The sequence below is a fragment of the Alteromonas sp. AWM4_230 genome (assembly GCF_056158305.1).
The window spans coordinates 926,963-946,907 of the sequence record NZ_JBSWTB010000001.1 but is presented as its reverse complement, the minus strand read 5'-3'; the positions used below and the strand labels follow the sequence as shown (position 1 = coordinate 946,907).

Annotated in this window: 13 protein-coding genes; 7 read left to right on the top strand and 6 right to left on the bottom strand. The window is 45.2% G+C overall.

The features are described from left to right. Nucleotides 1–16: 16 nt before the first annotated feature. From ACXACS_RS04070 to prlC, 4 genes are all read right to left on the bottom strand, one after another. A complete protein-coding gene (locus ACXACS_RS04070) occupies nt 17–652 on the bottom strand; it encodes a ubiquinone biosynthesis accessory factor UbiJ (protein ID WP_474804375.1) in 636 nt (211 codons plus the stop codon). Next, nucleotides 652–1,449, bottom strand: coding sequence for a bifunctional demethylmenaquinone methyltransferase/2-methoxy-6-polyprenyl-1,4-benzoquinol methylase UbiE (ubiE, locus tag ACXACS_RS04065; protein ID WP_118491819.1), 798 nt, complete (start codon nt 1,447–1,449; stop codon nt 652–654). Before ubiE ends, ACXACS_RS04070 begins: the two co-directional genes overlap by 1 nt. 187 nt (nt 1,450–1,636) lie before the next feature. Next, nucleotides 1,637–2,338 (bottom strand): DNA-3-methyladenine glycosylase I, encoded by a 702-nt coding sequence (locus ACXACS_RS04060; protein WP_474804372.1) that lies wholly within the window; start codon nt 2,336–2,338, stop codon nt 1,637–1,639. A 6-nt stretch (nt 2,339–2,344) separates the two neighbouring features. Further along, nucleotides 2,345–4,381 (bottom strand): oligopeptidase A, encoded by a 2,037-nt coding sequence (prlC, locus tag ACXACS_RS04055; protein WP_474804369.1) that lies wholly within the window; start codon nt 4,379–4,381, stop codon nt 2,345–2,347. Nucleotides 4,382–4,685: 304 nt separating this feature from the next. Here prlC and ACXACS_RS04050 point away from each other — a divergent pair, with 304 nt between their 5' ends. The 5 genes from ACXACS_RS04050 to gorA all read left to right on the top strand — a co-directional run bounded on the left by ACXACS_RS04050 (nt 4,686) and on the right by gorA (nt 10,746). Continuing rightward, on the top strand, nt 4,686–5,246 hold the full coding sequence (locus ACXACS_RS04050) for a response regulator (protein ID WP_179984746.1): 561 nt from the start codon (nt 4,686–4,688) through the stop codon (nt 5,244–5,246). 22 nt (nt 5,247–5,268) lie between these two features. Beyond that, the gene (locus tag ACXACS_RS04045) at nt 5,269–6,093 is read left to right on the top strand and encodes a phosphate/phosphite/phosphonate ABC transporter substrate-binding protein (RefSeq protein ID WP_474804365.1); all 825 of its coding nucleotides are present in this window, start codon (nt 5,269–5,271) and stop codon (nt 6,091–6,093) included. 11 nt (nt 6,094–6,104) lie between these two features. Further along, nucleotides 6,105–7,784, top strand: a complete 1,680-nt coding sequence (locus ACXACS_RS04040; protein WP_474809208.1) for a sensor histidine kinase — start codon at nt 6,105–6,107, stop codon at nt 7,782–7,784. A gap of 65 nt (nt 7,785–7,849) precedes the next feature. Further along, entirely contained in the window at nt 7,850–9,154 is a 1,305-nt protein-coding gene (gene nosR / locus ACXACS_RS04035; protein WP_474804362.1) for a response regulator c-di-GMP phosphodiesterase, NosR family, read from the top strand. Nucleotides 9,155–9,396: 242 nt separating this feature from the next. Next, entirely contained in the window at nt 9,397–10,746 is a 1,350-nt protein-coding gene (gene gorA, locus ACXACS_RS04030) for a glutathione-disulfide reductase (RefSeq protein ID WP_474804359.1), read from the top strand. A gap of 75 nt (nt 10,747–10,821) precedes the next feature. On the opposite strand, the gene ACXACS_RS04025 is transcribed toward gorA, so the two are convergent. After that, a complete protein-coding gene (locus tag ACXACS_RS04025; RefSeq protein WP_474804356.1) occupies nt 10,822–13,047 on the bottom strand; it encodes a molybdopterin oxidoreductase family protein in 2,226 nt (741 codons plus the stop codon). A 259-nt stretch (nt 13,048–13,306) separates the two neighbouring features. Here ACXACS_RS04025 and ACXACS_RS04020 point away from each other — a divergent pair, with 259 nt between their 5' ends. Further along, nucleotides 13,307–16,639, top strand: coding sequence for an amidohydrolase family protein (locus ACXACS_RS04020; RefSeq protein ID WP_474804353.1), 3,333 nt, complete (start codon nt 13,307–13,309; stop codon nt 16,637–16,639). Between the two features lie 76 nt (nt 16,640–16,715). Here ACXACS_RS04020 and ACXACS_RS04015 read toward each other — a convergent pair whose 3' ends face one another. Continuing rightward, nucleotides 16,716–18,260, bottom strand: a complete 1,545-nt coding sequence (locus ACXACS_RS04015) for a hydroxymethylglutaryl-CoA reductase (RefSeq protein ID WP_474804350.1) — start codon at nt 18,258–18,260, stop codon at nt 16,716–16,718. Nucleotides 18,261–18,691: 431 nt separating this feature from the next. Here ACXACS_RS04015 and ACXACS_RS04010 point away from each other — a divergent pair, with 431 nt between their 5' ends. Continuing rightward, nucleotides 18,692–19,945, top strand: coding sequence for an HlyD family secretion protein (locus ACXACS_RS04010; protein ID WP_474804347.1), 1,254 nt, complete (start codon nt 18,692–18,694; stop codon nt 19,943–19,945).

The window sequence follows — 19,945 nt, the reverse complement described above, 5'->3', positions numbered from 1 at the left end:
CCTGTTTCTCTCAATCTTACTTAAATTTTTCTTCTAAACGGCGCAGTCGCGCATCGGCACTTTCTGCCCTGTCGCGAAGCGCATTCACTTCATCACTAAAGTGCATTACCGCAAGCTTATGTGCAGCTAGCTGTTTTTCTTCTACTACGGCATTGCCGAAGACTTTCGCCATAGACGCTAGCGCCGTCATCGATTTTTCATGCACTATTTTTACCGTTTTCACGGTTTGGTGTGCGATAACGTCATTGGTCTTTTGAGCAATCAACTCTTCAACGTCGATGTCGAGCTGCTGGAACAAAGCGCTGACTTGCTGGGCAACGTTCAGCTCCCCTTCTAAAAAGAGTGCTTTTTGTTGAATAAGGCGGGTCAGCTGGCTGGTTTCTTTTAACTCAGGCAAGGTCTGTAGCGACGTTTTAATACAACAGTCTTTCGGCCCAAGGGACGCGACGGCGTCTTCAAACGAGCCTTGCTCGCTGAGTACGTCCACTCGGTCAGAAAAAGACAAGGTTATACCGTAAGGCAGCGGCGAAATAAACGCGGTAAGTCTCGCACCGTTAAGGACTTTTAATCTTTTCTCGCTGTCTTCATCTAAAGACAGCAGTTTGTTTAGAGCCGATTCAACCGTAGCGGTAACAAGCGCTGAAGTAGGCATTAAAACTTGTAGCCTCTATGCAGAGCCACAATACCGCCGGTTAGATTCTGGTAATCACATTGTTCAAAGCCAGCCTGTTCAAACATGCCTTTTAATGTTTCTTGATCAGGGTGCATGCGAATACTTTCAGCAAGATATTGGTAGCTTTCTGCATCATTCGCCACCAGCTGCCCCATTTTCGGCAAGATGTGGAAAGAATACATGTCGTAAAGCTTACTTAGCTGCTCTGACGTAGGCTTAGAAAACTCTAAAACCAGTAAGCGACCACCGGGTTTTAACACACGAAAAATAGAATTTAGCGCGTTTTGCTTTTCCGTCACATTTCGAAGACCAAATGCCATGGTCACCACATCGAAATGGTTGTCAGGAAACGGCAGCGCTTCTGCGTCGGCTTGTACATAATCAATATTGCTAACCAAACCCCGATCGCGCAATTTATCACGCCCCACCTTAAGCATAGACAAGTTAATATCAGCTAAGGTTACGCGTCCTGTAGGGCCCACCAAACGCGAAAACTTAGCTGTTAAATCGCCAGTACCACCTGCAATATCCAGTACTTTATTACCCGCACGCACACCGCTGCAGTCAATGGTAAATCGCTTCCATAAACGATGTACTCCCATTGACATAAAGTCGTTCATTACGTCGTACTTCGCAGCAACAGAGTCAAAAACATTAGCAACCAAAGAGGCTTTCTGCCCTTTATCTACCTGCTTAAAACCGAAGTGTGTCGTATGCTCGTTAGCATTGTCGATTGCAGAGTCTGCTTGCGTAGCGGGAGTTTGATTGTCGCTCATGACAGTCCTGTAATTTGAATATTGTTATTAATGCCGAAGTGTATAGGATTGTGTGCTGAAGCAAAAGCTTTATGCCTGTCTGCCTTAGCTTGAAAAGCAAACCGTTAGCTTGCTCTTTGCGTGAACCTGCGAGGCACATACCTGTTTACTAAAAACATTAGGAGGCTCTAAACAACGCTAACCTGTATTAAGCGGTAAGATTATTCGTGCCCCAGCTAAATGCCACAATGGCACTGATTTCTTGCAGCGAACGGCCACTTTCTTTATGCCATTGGGCAAATGCTGAATTTGCTGCAGACAGCGACTTTTTCGATGTTAACCCGCCATCTATAATGTCGTTTTTGCGCAAGTAATCTTCAACGTCACGAGAGAACAAGAACGTATCAATACCCAATGCGCGGAGCATGTAGGGGCCTGTATTGCCACCTAATCGCGCGCCGCGCTTTTTCAAAAATGCCCATAGTTCAGTGATGTTGTCTTTATCAAAGCTGGCGACAAACTTGCCAAAGCTACCGTGCTCCATAGCCACGTTTTTAATCATCATGGCGTTATCTCGCACAGTCATCACTTTTTTATAGTTGCGAACAATGCGCTTATCCGACGCTTTTTGTTCTAGCATTTCATCTGGCATCAGCAACACTTTATCCACGTTGAAACCGAAAAATACGGTTTCAAAATCTGGCCATTTTTGCTCGATGACTCGCCATACAAAGCCAGATTTAAAAACTTGCTTAGTCATTGCCGCTAAAAAGCGATCATCACTAATGGCTTCAATTTGCGCTTTAGAAAGCGGGGCTTGAAGCATTGCCTCAAGCCCCCTTTCACCGCCTTTGCGCTCGCACGCACGGCGGTAGATAGATTGGAAAGACTCTAACTTCGACTCTTTCATGTATGCCTAGCCCTTTATACCGCTATGACGAAGCAAAGCGTCAACCTTCGGCTCGCGCCCTCTAAAGGCAACAAACAAATCCATAGGAGGCTTGCTGCCGCCCATTTCTAAAATGTTTTCTAAGAACGCTTTGCCCGTATCGCGATTGAAGATGCCATCTTCTTCAAATTTACTGTAGGCATCTGCAGAAAGGACTTCAGCCCACTTATAGCTGTAATAGCCCGCTGCATATCCACCTGCAAAAATGTGTCCAAAACCATTTTGGAAGCGATTGAACGATGGCGGAATAACTACGGCAACTTCTTCGCGCACTTTGTCCAAGGTACCCTGCACGTCTACTTCACTGCCCTTTTCACTGTGCAGTAAGAAATCAAATAGACTGAATTCAAGTTGACGAACCATCTGCATAGCAGATTGATAATCACGAGCCGCAAGCATGCGGTCGAGCAAATCAGCTGGAAGCGGCTCTCCGGTCTCATAATGACCAGAAATAAAATTAAGGGCGTCTTCTTCCCAACACCAGTTCTCTAAGAACTGACTTGGTAGTTCAACAGCATCCCATGGCACACCGTTAATGCCAGATACGCCAGCCACGCTCATTTTTGTAAGCATGTGATGGATTCCATGACCAAACTCATGGAAAAGGGTGACGACTTCATCGTGCGTAAACAGCGCAGGCTTATCGCCGACAGGGGCATTGAAGTTACAGGTCAGATACGCAACCGGCAGCTGTAGCTCACCGTCTATCATTTCACGTCGTACTCGGCATTCATCCATCCATGCCCCGCCACGTTTTTTAGCACGGGCGTAAAGATCTAAGTAAAAGCTACCACGCAATGCGTCGGCATCGTCGGTTATAGTGAAATAACGTACATCTTTATGCCAGGTGTCGATGCCTGGCTGCTCAATAATCTTCAAACCATATAAGCGATGCACTACTTCAAAAAGACCTGATAGCACTTTGTCTTCAGGGAAATAAGGGCGCAGCATTTCATCAGAAATAGTGTACTTTTCTTGCTTCAACTTTTCGCTGTAATACGGTAAATCCCATGCTGCTAATTCGGTAACACCATGTTTGTCTTTGGCGTACGTTCTTACTTCTTCAAGCTCTTTTTCCGCCTGAGGTTTAGACTTAGCCGCCAAGTCGCGTAAGAAACCTATTACTTGATCGGTAGAGTCTGCCATCTTGGTAGCCAGTGAACGCTCCGCATAGCTAGCGAACCCTAACAATTCAGCCAGCTCTGTGCGCAGCGTTAAGGTCTCTTTAATAATGTCGGTGTTATCCCACTTACCAGCATTTGGCCCTTGGTCAGATGCTTTGGTTGAATAAGCTCGATACATTTCTTCGCGAAGTTCACGATTATCCGCGTAAAGCATAACGGGTAAATAAGACGGAATATCCAGGGTGAATAACCATCCCTGTAAGTCTTTTTGGTGCGCAGCTTGCGCTGCCGCTTCTAAAGCTGACTCTGGCATACCTGCAAGCTCAGATTCATCGGTAACGTGTTTGGTCCAGCCCATGGTGGCGTCCATCACATTGTTTGAGAAGGTTGACGATAACTCACTAAGCTTTGCCTGAATTTCTGCAAAACGTTTCTTTTGTTGTGCAGGCAAGGCAACACCTGAGAGCGTAAAGTCGCGTACCGCGTTCTCAATGACTTTCTGTTGTTCTTCGCTCAGGGTTTCAAACTCGTCAGACGCTTTTAGTGAAGCATAAGCATTATAAAGGCCCTCGTGCTGACCTACCCAAGTCCCATATTCAGATAAAAGCGGCAAACACGCATCATGCGCCTCTCGCAACTCATCGCTGCTTACTACACTGTTCATATGAGACACAGGGGAGAACATTTTGCTTAAGCGGTCGTCTACCTCTTCAAGGCGTAATACTAAATTCTTGTAAGAGTAATCATTCGACGCTACCACTTCTTCTATTTCACTTTTACAAGCTTCAATGGCTTTTTCGATAGCTGGCTTTATAGAGGCAGGCTCAATAGCAGAAAAAATTGGTAGGCCGTCTACCATCTCGATTGCTGGGGTTGTCATAATCTTTTTCACTCTTAACACGTTGATAGAATAATGATGGGGTTTCGTTGACTAAAAGCAAGCCATTGTTTAAGCCGCGGTTGACCTATCTTGAAGTTACTTCTAGTTTGAAAGTAAGGATCACGAAGATTTGTTGAGGTTAGTGTGCTTGAAGCGTTCCTCAAATAAATATAAATAAGGTGGTTAGCAACTTGTGACCTCACGAAGCACTTGTCACAAATGTCACATTTCATCCTTTTGTCTACTTTGTCTCCTTGTGATACAGCAGCTATAATTCTGTGTAATAAATCTACAAGGCTTAGATATGAAAACCTTAACCTCTGGCGAAATAGCGTCGTATTGCGATGTGAACCTTCGCACTGTAATTCGATGGATTGAAAGCGGGAAGCTTAAAGGCTTTAAGCTTCCTGGGCGTGGTAACAATCGTATTCTTGTTGAGGACTTCATAGAATTTCTTGAACGCCACGACATGCCTATTCCTGACGCACTCAAAGGCATTGCTTCGCCATCTGTTCTAATTGTTGATGACGAGATGCCGGTAGCGAAATCAATACAGCGTGTGGCTCGTCGTGCAGGGTTCGATTCATACATTGCGACTGGCGGGTTCCAAGCAGGGATCATGTTAAGTCAGTACGAACCTAAAGTGATGACCCTCGACCTGAGTATGCCAGGCATGGATGGCTACAGTGTTATTGAATTCACTCGAGAGCAAAACAAGCACAAAGATTTAAAAATTATTGTTATCTCTGCCCTAGACGATATCAGTCTTGAGCGTGCGCTAGAAATAGGCGCTGATGCCACGCTTCAAAAGCCTTTCTCAAACCATGATTTAACGAATGTCTTAGAACAATTCATGTCGATGTAATTTTGATGAGAGGGTGTGCACTATGTCGCGGCTAGCAATGATCATTATAACAGCTCTATGTCTTACTGTTGTTACGCTCTCTTCTAACGCAAAAACGCTAACTTTCGCCGTCGTTCCACAGCAGTCAGCCAAAACTTTGGCTGAACGGTGGCAACCGCTTATTGATTACGTGAGTAATTATACTGGGCTTGCAATCGAGTTTAAGACAACTAAAGATATTCCCACTTTCGAAGCAAACTTGACTGCTGGGCTTTACGACATTGCCTACATGAACCCCTATCACTTTGTAGTTTTTAACGAATCTGCAGGCTATCGTTCTCTTGCTAGACAACGTGACAAAAAAATTCGCGGATTAATCGTGGTTCATCAAGACAGTACTATTCAATCAATTGATGATCTAAATGGTGCCGAAATAGCCTTCCCAGCGCCCGCGGCGTTTGCGGCCACTATTATTACCAGCGCCCACCTGCGCAATAACAATGTTGCATTCATTCCGCGTTATGTAAATTCGCACGATTCAGTGTACTTGTCGGTTCAGCGCGATTTCTTTAAAGCAGGTGGAGGCATTCATCGAACGCTAAACATCTCACCCGAGGCAGTGAAAAGTGATTTACGAGTGCTTTGGGAAAGCAAAGGTTACACGCCACACGCTATAGCCACCCACCCCAAAATGGCGTTAGCAGATAGACAAGCTATTCTTAATGCATTGATTGCATTATCTAATGACAGTAGTAAGTCATCAATTCTTCGCAAAATTGGGTTGAGTGAATTTGTTGAATCTAACGACAGCGATTGGAATGACGTTAGAGAGCTGGGTATTGCATCGCTTTCTAGACCACACCTATGAGAAACGAGCAGATGAAGCTGTCGTTACGATTTAAAACAATAACCGGCATTGCTAGCATCGCAGCGCTCTTGCTGCTGGTGCTAATTGTGACCGTGTTCCAATTATTAAACGATCTGGTTGACAGCAACATCAAAAAGTCTGCGGACACCACTGTTGCGCTTTTCGTTTCTACAACAAAAAATGCTTTTTTAAGTTATGACTTAGCTTCTCTTGACGCAGATGTATCTGAAATTCTCACTAACCCGAATATTGCCTACGTGAAGGTAAAAGATAAACTTGGCAATGTGTTTGTAGAGAAAGGCAGTGAGGACGCGCTTAGCCGCCCTTTTGAAGCAGACTTGTCGGTGTCAGCAGCTGACGATGGGGTATACGATACCCGCGCACCAATCATGGTCAACGACACTGTTTACGGCTATGTAGAAATTGGATTAAACATCGCTTCTGTAACTGAGTCGGTCTCAAGAGTGAGAAACTGGACCGTAACGCTCGCTTTGATGGAGTTCGTTCTAGTTGGCTTGTGCTCATATTTACTTGGTTCGTTTTTAATGTCTCAGCTTCAGCAGCTTTTGCAGGGTGCTAAACACCTTGGCGAGGCAGTTAAGTACAATAATTACAGAGAAGTGTTTGTTCCAGTTAGAGGCAAAGATGAGTTAAGCGAGCTTGCTGAAGCATTTAATCAACTTGTAGAGCGGTTAAAAGAGGAACACGAACAACGTCAGCGTGCGCAGGATGAGCTTAAAGAGTTAAACACGCTTCTTGAAGAAAAAGTGCAAGACAGAACGTCTCTACTCAATCAAAAAAATTACCAGCTAGAAGAAACAAACAAAGACTTAAAAGAAGCCCAAGTTCAACTTCTTCAGGCAGAAAAGATGGCATCAGTAGGCCAGCTTGCCGCTGGCGTTGCCCATGAAATTAATAACCCCGTCGGTTTTGTAAGCAGTAATATTTCAACACTTAGTGAATACGTTGCTACTTATCAAATGATCTTTTCTCAAATTCAAGTTGTTATAGGCGAGAAAGATGAAAACAAACGGGCAGCATCACTGATTGAACTAGAGAAATTGCTAGATAAACAAGATATGGCCTTTATAAACGAAGACATTTCAGATTTACTGAGTGACTCTCGCGAAGGCTTGCTGCGCGTGGCTGAAATAGTTAAAGGGCTTAAATTGTTTTCACGGGTTGATAGCGATCAAATGCAAAAACACAATATTAATGATTGTGTACGTACTACTTTGGCGATGGTTAACAATCAACTGAAATATATCTGTACGGTAGAAACCCATTTAGGAAGGATCCCGGATGTAGAAATGAACGTTGGTAAAATATCTCAAGTTATTACCAACCTGCTCATTAACGCCGGACAAGCTATAGAAGCCACCGGCAAAAACGGAAAGATAATTATCACAACGTGCACGGTTGGCGAGTTTGTAGAATTGCGGGTAGAGGATTCAGGCTGCGGTATTCCGCCTAGTCACCTTGATAAACTGTTTAATCCTTTCTTCACGACCAAGCCAGAAGGGCAAGGGACGGGGTTAGGTCTTTCAATTTCATTTGGTATCGCGCAAGAACACGGTGGGTCATTATCTGCCACCAGCACGGAAGGAGACGGCAGTACCTTTACGCTAGCGCTCCCTATCAACCCCGTATCCAAAGACTTACAAAGTAATGGTAACGCTGATAATGCATAAAGTAATAGTGTTAAAACATGCCATTGCGTGTGATAGTTGTTACGTCGCGTATAAGGATAATTTTTATGACAGAGCCTACTGAACAAGCTACAACCTATACCGTCCTATTTGTCGACGACGAACCTAATATTCTTCGTGCAATTAAACGTGCGCTCTTCACTATGGATATTACACTGCTGCTTGCTGATAGCGGTGCTAAGGCACTGGAGTTGATGAGCAACAACGAAGTCCACGTTGTGATCTCAGATATGAAGATGCCTCAAATGTCTGGCGCTGAGCTTCTTGAACAGGTGGCTATTAATTATCCCGATACATTTAGAGTAGTACTTACCGGCTATGCTGATATCGAATCCACGATTAAAGCAGTCAACCAGGGAAAAATTCATCGCTACCTTCAAAAGCCATGGGATAACGAAGAATTAAAAGCAGTAGTTGAGGAAGGGTTAGAGCGAGTTAAATTAAAAGCTGAAAATACGCGTCTTCAAAAACTTACACGCCTTCAGAATAGAAAGCTCAGAGATGTGAATGCATCGCTAGAACAAGTGGTCCAAAAGCGTACTCGTCAAATTAAAGCTGCACTTAACAAAATTGAAAAGCACAATATTGCCATGGAGCAAGTGCTGTTCAACGTGATTAGCATTAACCCGAACATTAACGGGAAATTTGCCATTGAGGTAAGTGAGCTGTCTTCAAAGCTTGCGCGTATTGCACGTTTGGAGAAAGACGAAATAAAACAAGTTCGCTACGCAGGTCTCATATGTGAGCTTGGGCTATTAGGGCTTGAAACCGAAGATTTTAAAGCGCCGTTTTCAAAGCTTAAATATCAGCAGCAACAAAATTATTTATCGCAAACCAAACAGGCTGCACTGATCCTTGCGCCGGCTCACGAACTGCATCAAGTTTCAGATATTATCGAGTTTCAATTCGAGCACTACAATGGCTCTGGTTTGTATAACAAAGTTGCTAAAGAAATTCCCGCAGGGGCGCGTATTTTAGCAATAGCCCGAGACTACTGGCGTTTAGTTACAGGCAGAATGAGTGGTGTTGAAATGAGCCCCCGCGATGCCAAATTAGAAATGAAAAAGCACCGAAATACCCGCTATGATGGCGAGTTTTTGGACCTTTTACTCGAAGCAGAAGATGTGACTACGTCAAAGCTACTTTCGACATCATTGAAGGCTTCACAGCTTAAAGCAGGCATGGTCCTCGCCCAAAATTTGTATAACGATAGTCACATCCTTATCCTTCCTGAAGGTCATATTTTTAGTGATGCCACCATTCAAAAACTCGTGCAATTTGAAGAAGAGCGTGGAAAAGCGTTCAGTATTCAAATAGAACCAGAAGAGCTTTCTGCTACTATAAGTGAGTAAGTTCTGAAGGCATTGAGCTTAAATGGGGCTGGCGCAACATAAATTAAGGCGGGTTGCGCCACGCCCTTTTATTTAGTCTGCATTGTCCCCATTGACTAACTAATTGAAACACTATTAGGCAAACCTCGGTCTTTTAATTAATCTTATAAACAGAACCGTTTAAAAATGATTTGCTGTGCGAACGTGTTTAAGCGTTTATGCTTGTGTTCACGATCGTAAAACCGATAAAGAAGGCTTTTTGAATGACACATTTTGATTATATTTGTATTGGCGGTGGCAGCGGTGGTATCGCATCTGCAAACCGTGCAGCTAAACACGGAAAGAAAGCCGCCATCATTGAAGCGAAAGATATTGGCGGCACTTGCGTAAACGTAGGCTGCGTACCTAAAAAAGCCATGTGGTACGGAGCCCAAATTGCTGAAGCTGTTCACCGCTACGCGCCTGAATACGGGTTCGATTTGTCGGTAAATCACTTTAGTTGGGACAGCCTTATTGCCAGCCGCCAAGCCTACATTGAGCGTATCCATGCCTCTTATGACCGCGTACTTACTGCAAACGATGTAACACTTATTCGCGGTTTCGCAAAATTCATCGATAACAATACAGTAGAAGTAAACGGCGAAAAGTATACGGCTGACCATATTACGATTGCTGTAGGCGGTCACCCAGTAATTCCGGATATTGAAGGCGCCGAGTACGGCATTGATTCTGATGGTTTCTTTGCATTAAAAGAGCAGCCTAAGCGTGCTGTTGTGGTTGGTGCTGGATACATTGGCGTCGAGTTAGCTGGCGTACTTCATGCCCTTGGCACAGAATCGCACCTAGTGGTTCGAAAACACGCACCGCTTAGAAATTTTGATCCCATCATTCATGAGACCTTGGTGGATATGATCCACGCTGAAGGCTGCAAACTGCATGACCATGCCAGCGTAGAGAAAGTAGAAAAAGCTGACGATGGCGAATTATCAGTACATTTAACCAATGGTGAAGTGCTTAAAGCTGACTGCTTAATTTGGGCAATTGGCCGTAAGCCGTCTACCGACAAAATTGATATAGAAAATACTGATGTTGAGTTAAGTGATGACGGTACGGTCAAAGTAGATAAGTACCAAAACACCACTGCCAAAAACGTGTACGCAGTAGGTGATATTACCGGTGAGGCAGAGCTTACTCCAGTAGCAATTAAAGCGGGTCGCTTACTTAGCGAACGCTTATTCAATGGGCAAAAAGACGCTCACATGGATTACTCGCTTATTCCAACCGTGGTCTTTAGTCACCCACCTATTGGCACTATTGGCCTAACAGAGCCAGAAGCTATTGAAGAATACGGCGAGGACAATATTAAAGTGTACAGCTCTAGCTTTGCGTCTATGTACACGGCGGTAACCCGCCATCGTCAAATGACCAAGATGAAGTTAGTGTGTGCAGGTAAAGATGAAAAAGTAGTAGGTCTACACGGTATTGGTCACGGCATGGATGAAATTCTGCAGGGTTTTGCTGTTGCCATAAAAATGGGCGCGACTAAAGCTGACTTTGATGCCTGTGTGGCCATTCACCCTACCAGCGGTGAAGAGTTTGTTACTATGACCTAGGAATACGCGCTTAAATGAGTGTTTTCTCACAAAAAGCGGCATTTACTAGCAAGTAAATGCCGCTTTTTTATGTACTTAGCTTACTTTTTCTAATTCAACGGGTACGCCATTGAGTGCCGCATTGCCAGACAGTTCGTCTACCTGCAAATCGTCTGTAAGAATGTTGGTGTTCACACCAGGATGCTGACTTGCCACAGACAGTTTAATACCTTTTTTATTGTGCCCCCATCCATGCGGGATGGACACCACACCTGGCATAATTGCATCTGTGATTTCAGCCTCTATAGTTAGCTGGCCCACTCGCGATTTCACGCATACTTCATCACCGTCGGCAATGCCGTATTTGACGCCGTCATCAGGGTGAAGCTGGAGAGTACAGCGGTTGTTGCCTTTCACCATACGGAGGCTGTTGTGCAACCAAGAATTATTGGTTTTAATATGCCGGCGCCCTATTAACACCAGCGGACGGGAAGGAGAATTTTCTCCCTTCTCAAAGAAATGCGTATTTACCCTACCCAAGTCAGCCATAAAGTAATCAAAGTCCAAGTGGATCTTCTTATCTTCGTGAAACAAGGCATGAGGCAAAGACGGCTGTAGCGGCCCTAAGTCAATCCCGTGTGGGTGTGCTTTAAGCGTGTCAATTGACAACCCACCTACCGGAATAGCAGTTGAACTTTCGCTTAAGTTAGCATCGGTGGCTTCTTTTTTACTTGCAGCTCGACCATAAAGACCTGCTTGCAACAAATCGTCGACCACACCTTTAGGCTGCTTGCCCCAAAGCGCGGCATAGTGATCCGTATTTTTCCCATTTAGCGCATCGAGCCTTTCTGCCAAAGACAAGTATATTTGCCAGTCGGTAAGCTGGTCTTCGTCAATGTCCACCACCGCTTCCGAGTACTTAGCGAAATTTCGCACGGCGAAGTTATGAAAAACAATGTCGTAGTGGTCGCGTTCTAGCGCGGTTACCGGAGGAAGGATCACATCTGCATGTCGGGAGGTTTCGGTAACGTAAAAATCCACCGCAACCATAAAATCGAGTTGAGAAAATGCTTTATCAAGCTGTTCTGCATTTGGCGTAGTGACCACTGGATTACCTGCACCAATTACCATGGCCTTAATTTGTCCTTCTCCCGGGGTTAAGATTTCCTCGGCTAAACACGCCACCGGATACTCACCAGCAAATGACGGAAGCCCTCTTACGCGAGAGGTAAATCCACCCATACTGCCCCTACCTGAAACTGGCAGTACGTCAGCGGCCGGCTGGGTGAACATCATGCCACCGCGCTTATCTAGGTTTCCGGTGAGCATGTTAAACAGCATGATAAGGTATTGGGTTAACGTGCCAAAGGCTTGTACGCTAGCCCCCATCCTGCCATAGCAAACTGCAGACTCGGCATTGCAGAAATCCAAAACAAGCTGAGTGATTTGTGAAGCTGTAATACCGGTAAGCTCGCTCACCTTTTGTGGTGAATAATCGCGAACGTAATTTTCGACCGCTTTTATATCCTCGGCATAAGGTAAAATTTCATCCGCCTTGTATAACTGCTTTTCAAACAATACATGCAGCATAGCTAGCAGTAACAGCGCGTCACTGCCTGGACGAATAAAGTGATGTTCACAGCTAATATCGGCAGTTTCGCTGCGTTTAGGGTCGATAACGACGACCTTCCCCCCACGTTTTTGAATGCCCTTTAAACGCTTTTTCACGTTTGGTACGGTCATAATGCTGCCATTTGAGGCCAGTGGGTTTCCGCCGATGATCATAAAGTGCTGCGTGTGATCAATGTCAGGAATGGGAATTTGGGAGATATGACCAAAAAGTCGTCGACTAACAATATGATGTGGCAACTGGTCAACGGAGGTAGCGGAGTAGCGGTTGTGCGACTTGAGGGCACGATAGAAATACGGTCCGAATAATATTGAGCCCATATTGTGCGCATTAGGATTTCCTAAATACACACCTACCGCATTATTACCGTGGGTCTGTTGAATGCGGTGCAAGTTATTAGCAACTAGGTCGAAGGCTTCATCCCACGAAATCTCTTCCCAGGTGCAGTCTTCCCAGGCGCTGTCTCCTCCTTCAAGTCTTACCCTTTTTACAGGGCGCTTTAAACGGTCAGGATCATCATATAAGTCTTTGAGCGCACTGGCTTTCGGGCAAATATGACCTTGGCTAAAGGGGTTATTTTTATCCCCTTTTATTGACAATATTTGACGGCCTTTCGTCGCTACTTCAATGCCACACATTGCTTCACAAAGCGTACAAGTAGAATAATGCAATTGTTGTTCAGCGTCGCTCACGATTATATCCACACATTTCGTTGTTAATAGCTTGTTACGAAATTAGCGACTATTGCTGTAATAGACAAGCATCACTGAAAGTGATGGTGCATTCGTTGAACGTTAATTTTATACCCACAATCGCATTAGCTAAATGAATCTATCCTACTTTGCAGTAAGATTAACCTTAGTTTTACAATTCAAGAGTACGTATCTTCATGTTAAGTCATGTACTCTGATGTAGACAGAAAATAAATTACAAGCGGTTGGAAACACAATTATGATAACGACAAAGAAAAGTTTACTGGCCATCACGCTAGTAAGCGCCCTGGGCTTGGGCGTTGCACCTACTTTATACGCCCAAAACGACAGTGAAAAAACAGAATCCGAAGTCGAAAAGTGGGAAGTCAGCAACCCACCTTATGCATTAAACGAAGTCACTATCAGAACAAACGAAACCACCTGGTCTAGCTTAGACGTTGCACCAAACGGCGAGTTTATGGTTTTTGACATGCTGGGCGACTTGTACAAAGTGAGCATGAGTGGTGGCGATGCGACCCCGCTGACCCAAGACTTCGCATGGAATATTCACCCTTCAATTTCTCCAGACGGTAAACAGATCGCATTTATCTCGGATAAAGATGGGTTAAGCAACGTATGGGTTATGGACATTGACGGCAGTAACCTTCGTCAGGTAACCAAAGAGAAAAGCAATCTTATCCACTCTCCTAAATGGAGCCCAGACGGCGAATACCTAGTGGTAACCAAAGGCATCATGTCTAGCCGTAGTATTCCTGCGGGCGAGATTTGGATGTATCACAAGTCAGGTGGTGACGGCCTACAAATTAAAGCTCGTAACAGCGGGAAGCGCGACCAACAAAACATTGCTGACCCTGTATTCTCTCATGACGGCAAGTATATTTACTTTACCGAAAATACCGTTCCTGGCGCTCGTTTTGAATATAACCGCGACCCGTTAGAAGGCATTTTTGCTATCACTCGCTACGACCGCGAAACCGGCGAAGAGAGCCGCTATATTAGCGGTACGGGCGGCGCTGTGGTTCCTACGCCTTCACCTGACGGTAAATACATCGCTTTTGTGCGTCGCGTTAAAGATAGAACTGCGCTTTTCATTAAGGACATCAAGACAGGTGTAGAAACACCACTGACGTTAGAACTAGAGCGAGATATGCAGGAAGGCTTTGGTTCGGAAGGTTACTTTGCCTACTTTGACTGGATGCCAGACAGCAGCGAAATCGTATATTGGACGGGCGGTAAGTTCCACACTATCAACGTGAAAGATAAAACCACCAGCACCATGGACGTGACCGTTGAAGGCACGGTGAAATTTGCCGATGCGTTACGCTTTGACGTAGATGTCGCACCTGATGAATTTGACGTTCGCATGATCCGCTGGTCTCAAATGTCGCCCAACGGTAAATCCGTACTCTTCCAAGCGTTAGGTAAACTTTATGTGCGCGATGTTAAATCTGGCAAAATTAAGCGTTTAACGAAACAAAACGACCATGACGAATACTATCCGCGCTTTTCAAACGACGGAAAGTCGATTGTTTATACGACATGGAATGACCAAGACCTAGGCACCGTTCGCGTGGTTTCTGCTCGTGGCGGGAAAGGAAAGGTTATTACCCAGCAGCCAGGTCACTACATTGAGCCGTCGTTCTCTGCCGATGGCGAGAAAGTCGTCTTCCGCAAGTTTACGGGCGGCTACTTACTAGACCCCAAATACTCGGTTGAGCCTGGAATTTACGTAGCAGACCTTGAAGAAGACACCGTAGAAAAAGTCTCTGAAGGCGGCTACAACGCGCATTTCGCGGGTAACGACGACCGAGTGTATTTCACCGAATCAGCGGGTGGCGAAGCTTACTACGAAACCCAGCTTTCAAGCGTTAATCTTAAGGGTAACGACAAGCGAACTCACCTTTACGGTGCCGATAAGGTAAGTGAGTACAAACTTTCACACGATAAGAAATGGGTTGCGTTTGTTTACCAGTTCAAAACGTATGTGGCGCCGTTTGTCGAAAATGGAAAGCGCATCACCATAGGCCCGAACATGACCTCACTGCCGGTAACGCAGCTTTCAAGCCGTGCAGGTGAATACTTAACGTGGTCGCCTGACAATAAAACCCTTAGCTGGTTTAACGGCCCTACGCTATTTAGCCGTTCACTTGATGAAGCCTTTGCCTTTGTTGATGGCGCTGCGGAAACCTTGCCTGAGCCGGTAGCTGAAGGTATGAACTTGTCGTTTACCACTAAAGCTGACAAGCCTTCTGGCTACAAAGCCTTGGTTGGCGGTAAAGTGGTAACCATGCGCGATGCCGACAACACCCAAGAGGTGATTGAAGATGGCGTTGTGCTGATTAAAGACAACCGCATTGAAGCAGTGGGTAAACGTGGCGATGTGACCATTCCTGATGATGCAATGCAAATAGACACAACGGGTAAAACCATTATCCCAGGGCTTGTTGATGCGCACGCTCACGGCTCGCAGGGCCGCAATGAGATTATTCCTCAGCAAAACTGGAGTCAGTACTCGAATGTGTCATTCGGTGTTACGACCATTCATGACCCTTCAAACGACACGACAGAAATTTTTGCTGCGGCAGAATTACAGCGTAAAGGCGATATTGTTGCGCCACGTATCTACTCCACCGGCACGATTTTATACGGTGCAGAAGGACTAGGTTACAAAGCGATTATCAATAATTATGAAGATGCCTATTTCCACGTAGAGCGCTTGAAAGAAGCCGGTGCTATTTCAGTGAAAAGCTACAACCAGCCCCGTCGCGATCAGCGCCAGCAAGTGCTGTGGGCAGCAAAAAATCAAGAGATGATGGTTGTGCCTGAAGGGGGCGGTAAGCTTCAACAGAATCTGACCATGCTGGTAGATGGTCATACGGGTCTTGAGCACAGCATTCCTGTGGAAAAAGGCTACAGCGACGTCACTCAACTATGGAAAGCCACAGAGTTTGGCTATACGCCGACCTTTGTTGTGTCGTACGGCGGCATGATGGGTGAAGAGTACTGGTACGACAAAACTGAAGTGTGGAAGAACCCGCGTCTTCTTCGCTATACCCCGTCAACCATTCTAGATAGACGCGCTATTCGAAGACCTACTGCACCGGAAAATCAGTACAACCATCAAAACGTAGCAAGCTACGCCAAAGAGCTTCGAGATAATGGGGTCAGTGTACATATTGGCGCTCACGGCCAGCGCGAAGGCTTAGCTGCGCACTGGGAGCTGTGGATCATGGAACAAGGCGGCTTCACGCCTTGGGAAGCGCTACGCGGTGGTACTATTGATGGCGCGAAACACCTAGGTATGGGCAAAGATCTTGGCAGTATCGAAAAAGGTAAGCTTGCTGACCTAGTTGTGATTGATGGCGATGTGCTTAGCGACATTAGAAAGAGTGAATTCGTAGAATACACTGTACTAAATGGACGCGTATACGAGTCGGCCACCATGAACGAAGTAGGCAGTAAGAAAAAACGTAAACCGTTCTTCTTTGAACAAGACAATGCGACCTTTATGCCGCAACAAACGGCTGATGAAGTGGAAGCGAAAGCGCACCACTATCATTGGGAGCATTAGTAAATGAACCGCTAAACAAAAGAGGCTTCACATAATGTGAAGCCTCTTTTTACTTTCCGTTAGTTAAATTTACTTGCTACCGGTTACGCCCATACTGTTCGTGTGACGACACCCAGTCTGACGAACTAATGGCTGACGCTAGCGATATCTCACCGGCCAGCACAACCGACGCCACGATTTCTGCAAATTTATACACGCGATCTCGCCCGTAGCAGTCTAACAGTTCCAAGCACTCTCGCTGGGTACCAATACCAGTACCACCGCCATAGGTAGCCACAATAAGCGATGGTATGGTGATAGACACATATAAGTCGCCATCGTCGGTAAGTTCGGAATACATCATGGCCGCTGACGATTCAGATACGTTGGCTACGTCTTGCCCTGTTGCTATAAACATAGCGGTAATACCGTTTGGCGAATGAAGACCGGTGTTATTCACACCAGATAAGAAAGACCCTACTCCAGCCACACGGCCGTGATAATCGATTTGCTTCGGGTCAACACGCATTACTTCTAACAAATGCTCTCGTTTAATAGTGGCTTCAGCTGTCACCCGTTTACCACGGGTACGCATAATGTTTATTTGAGAGGCTTTTTTGTCGGTAGCAAAGTTAGATTCAAGATAGAAGTTCTCTATTCCCTCGTAATGGTCGAGTATCCACCCACAAGCCGCAAAAGTTGCTCGCCCCACCATGTTCTGACCTGCAGCATCACCGGTTTTAAAGTTAAACCGTAAAAACGCAAATTTGTTAGACAGAAAGTGATCGATATAGGTTAGCTTAGCCACGCTTGAGGTCGCTTCAGCTTCTTCTTTAATCTTTTCGAAGTTTGCTTTAATCCATTTAACGAAATCTCTGGCACCTCGCGCATTTTCAAAGATAAATACCGGCGCGCGCTGCATGGCATCATCAACTACTGTTGCCGTTACGCCACCACTCATGTTAAGTAGCTTCATACCGCGGTTGTACGACGCTACCAATGTGCCTTCAGTAGTCGCTAGTGGTACTACAAAATCACCTTGAGCGTGTTCGCCGTTTATAGTCAACGGCCCAGCAATACCGATAGGAACCTGCGCCACGCCAATGAAATGCTCGATATTGCCTTTAAGCGCTTGCGGGTCGATTGAGTACTTACCTACGTGGTCAATTTTCTTGCCTGTAGCGCTTTCAAAATATTCTTGGCGTGTTTTTATAATGCTTTCGCCATAGTCGTCCATATCGTCACGGGGAATAAAAGCACTGCGTTGACCTGGCGCCGTAATATTATCTTCTACTTCAAATTTAAGCTTTCCAAAAGGTGATGCCGAAAAGCAAATACCCAATTTTCGTTTTTCAGGGCAAGGTGCTTCATCAATATCCAAGTGCACGGTAATAGTTTGACGCAATCCAAACGGCTCGCCGTCCGACTTATTTAATGCATTTACAGAAATGCAGGAGTCAGGCGTGAGTTGTAGTGAAATTTTGTCTTCGGGAATCTTTTCTCCATCTAGCGATATCCACTTTACTTCCTTGATTGTCGCGTCTTTTAATCTGTTTTTTAGCGAAAAAGATAAGCCTTTATTTGTCTTAGTAAGGCTTGCTCGCGTGTAAAGTTGCTTCAAAAGTATGCTGGGTACAAACATGTGGCGTCCTTCTACGTATTCTTACCGTATTATTTTCATATTTCTTTGTTTTTTATAGCACATTCTTTATACACTTCTATGACTTCTTTATATTTCTTCGCCTTTTCTTGCGCAATATCAACTTTCAAATTTAGGCCAAGCGCTTTCAAAAATGCGCCAAGCCCAATGAGGCTGCATGCTACAGAAAAATAGACCTTAAGCACCATTCATCAAGTTCTCACTCCGCCTAAAGTAAACACCGTCACCGCAGTAACGTTGACCACAAGGTATCTGGTAGTAACAAAACGGAGGCGTCACGGATTACGATGCCAAGGATTAACCGCCGATATGGAAGCGGCAGCCAGATACTCTTTATGTGCAAACTAGCACTTAGAAAAAGGGTTGCTTTAACAGGACCCCAAGCGCAAGTAGCCAATTATATAGGGATGAAGATGAGAACAGGGTTGTTTAGAAAAGAAGTTATTGATGAGCAATCAAATGCCGTTGAGGGGAGCTTTTTAATGACCCCTAAACCAGCCTATTCAGCAATAGCAGGGCTGCTTGTCGTGTGGATTGTGGCGGTTGCTGCTTACCTGAACATGGAAAGCTATGCGCGAAAAGCTTCGGTAACTGGATGGCTAGAACCCAGCCATGGTGTTTTCAAGCTTTATTCAGACGCAAGGCGAGGAAAAGTGCTCGACGTTATAGTCAGTGAAGGTCAATTAGTCGAAAAGGGCGCACCGCTAATAAAAATCAGCTACAGCAGCGAGGATGCATTAGGCCATAGAGTCAGTACCCAGTTACTTGCCGAACTAGAATCGAAACAAAACCGAACTCACCAAAGTATTAAGCGCCTGCGCACTTTGCACCTAGCCCAGCAGCAGCGCTTGGAAGAGCAGCTTTCCCAGGCTAAACATACCTCAGAAACGTTGAAAGACATTATTGCTCTAACCCAATCACAGTGGCTTCTAGCATCTAAACAATGGGAAAAAGCACAAACCTTACTTAAGCAGGGACATATTAGCCGTGCCGACGTTGAAACCCATTCGCTTAATCGCTTAAATGCAGAGCAGAAACTAGCTTTAGCAAAAAAGGATTGGAATAGCGAGCAAGCCAACATAGCAGCAATAAATCATGAACTCGCAACCTTGCCTGAGCAACAAGCCAACGAGCTGGCAAATATAGAGAATACTTATAGCGATCTCACCCAACAAATTGTGAGTCACAAAAGTAATGCTGAAGAGATAATTTATGCACCTCGCAGCGGCGTGATATCAGGCCTTCATGTAAAGACGGGATATACCGTTGACAGCGCTCGCCCTCTACTCACTCTACTCCCTCAAAATGCTGACATTCAAGCGCGAATCGCAGTACCCGTGCGCTCAGCAGGATTTTTACAAGAAGGCCAAACCCTACACATACGATATGACGCCTTCCCTTATCAAAAGTTTGGTGTGCAGTTTGGCGAGATAGTTAATATTTCTTCGTCGCTTGTTTTACCGGGAGAACTTGCCGATGCACCTATTTCAATTAGCGAGCCAGCCTACTTGGTTACTGCCACCTTAGATACAAACGAAGTATTGGCTTACGGCAGCAGTATTTCATTGAAAGCAGGCATGACATTTTCGGCAGATGTTCAATTAAGTCAACGCACGCTTATGGAATGGTTAATGGAACCGCTTTATAGCATTAAAGGGAAGCTGTAA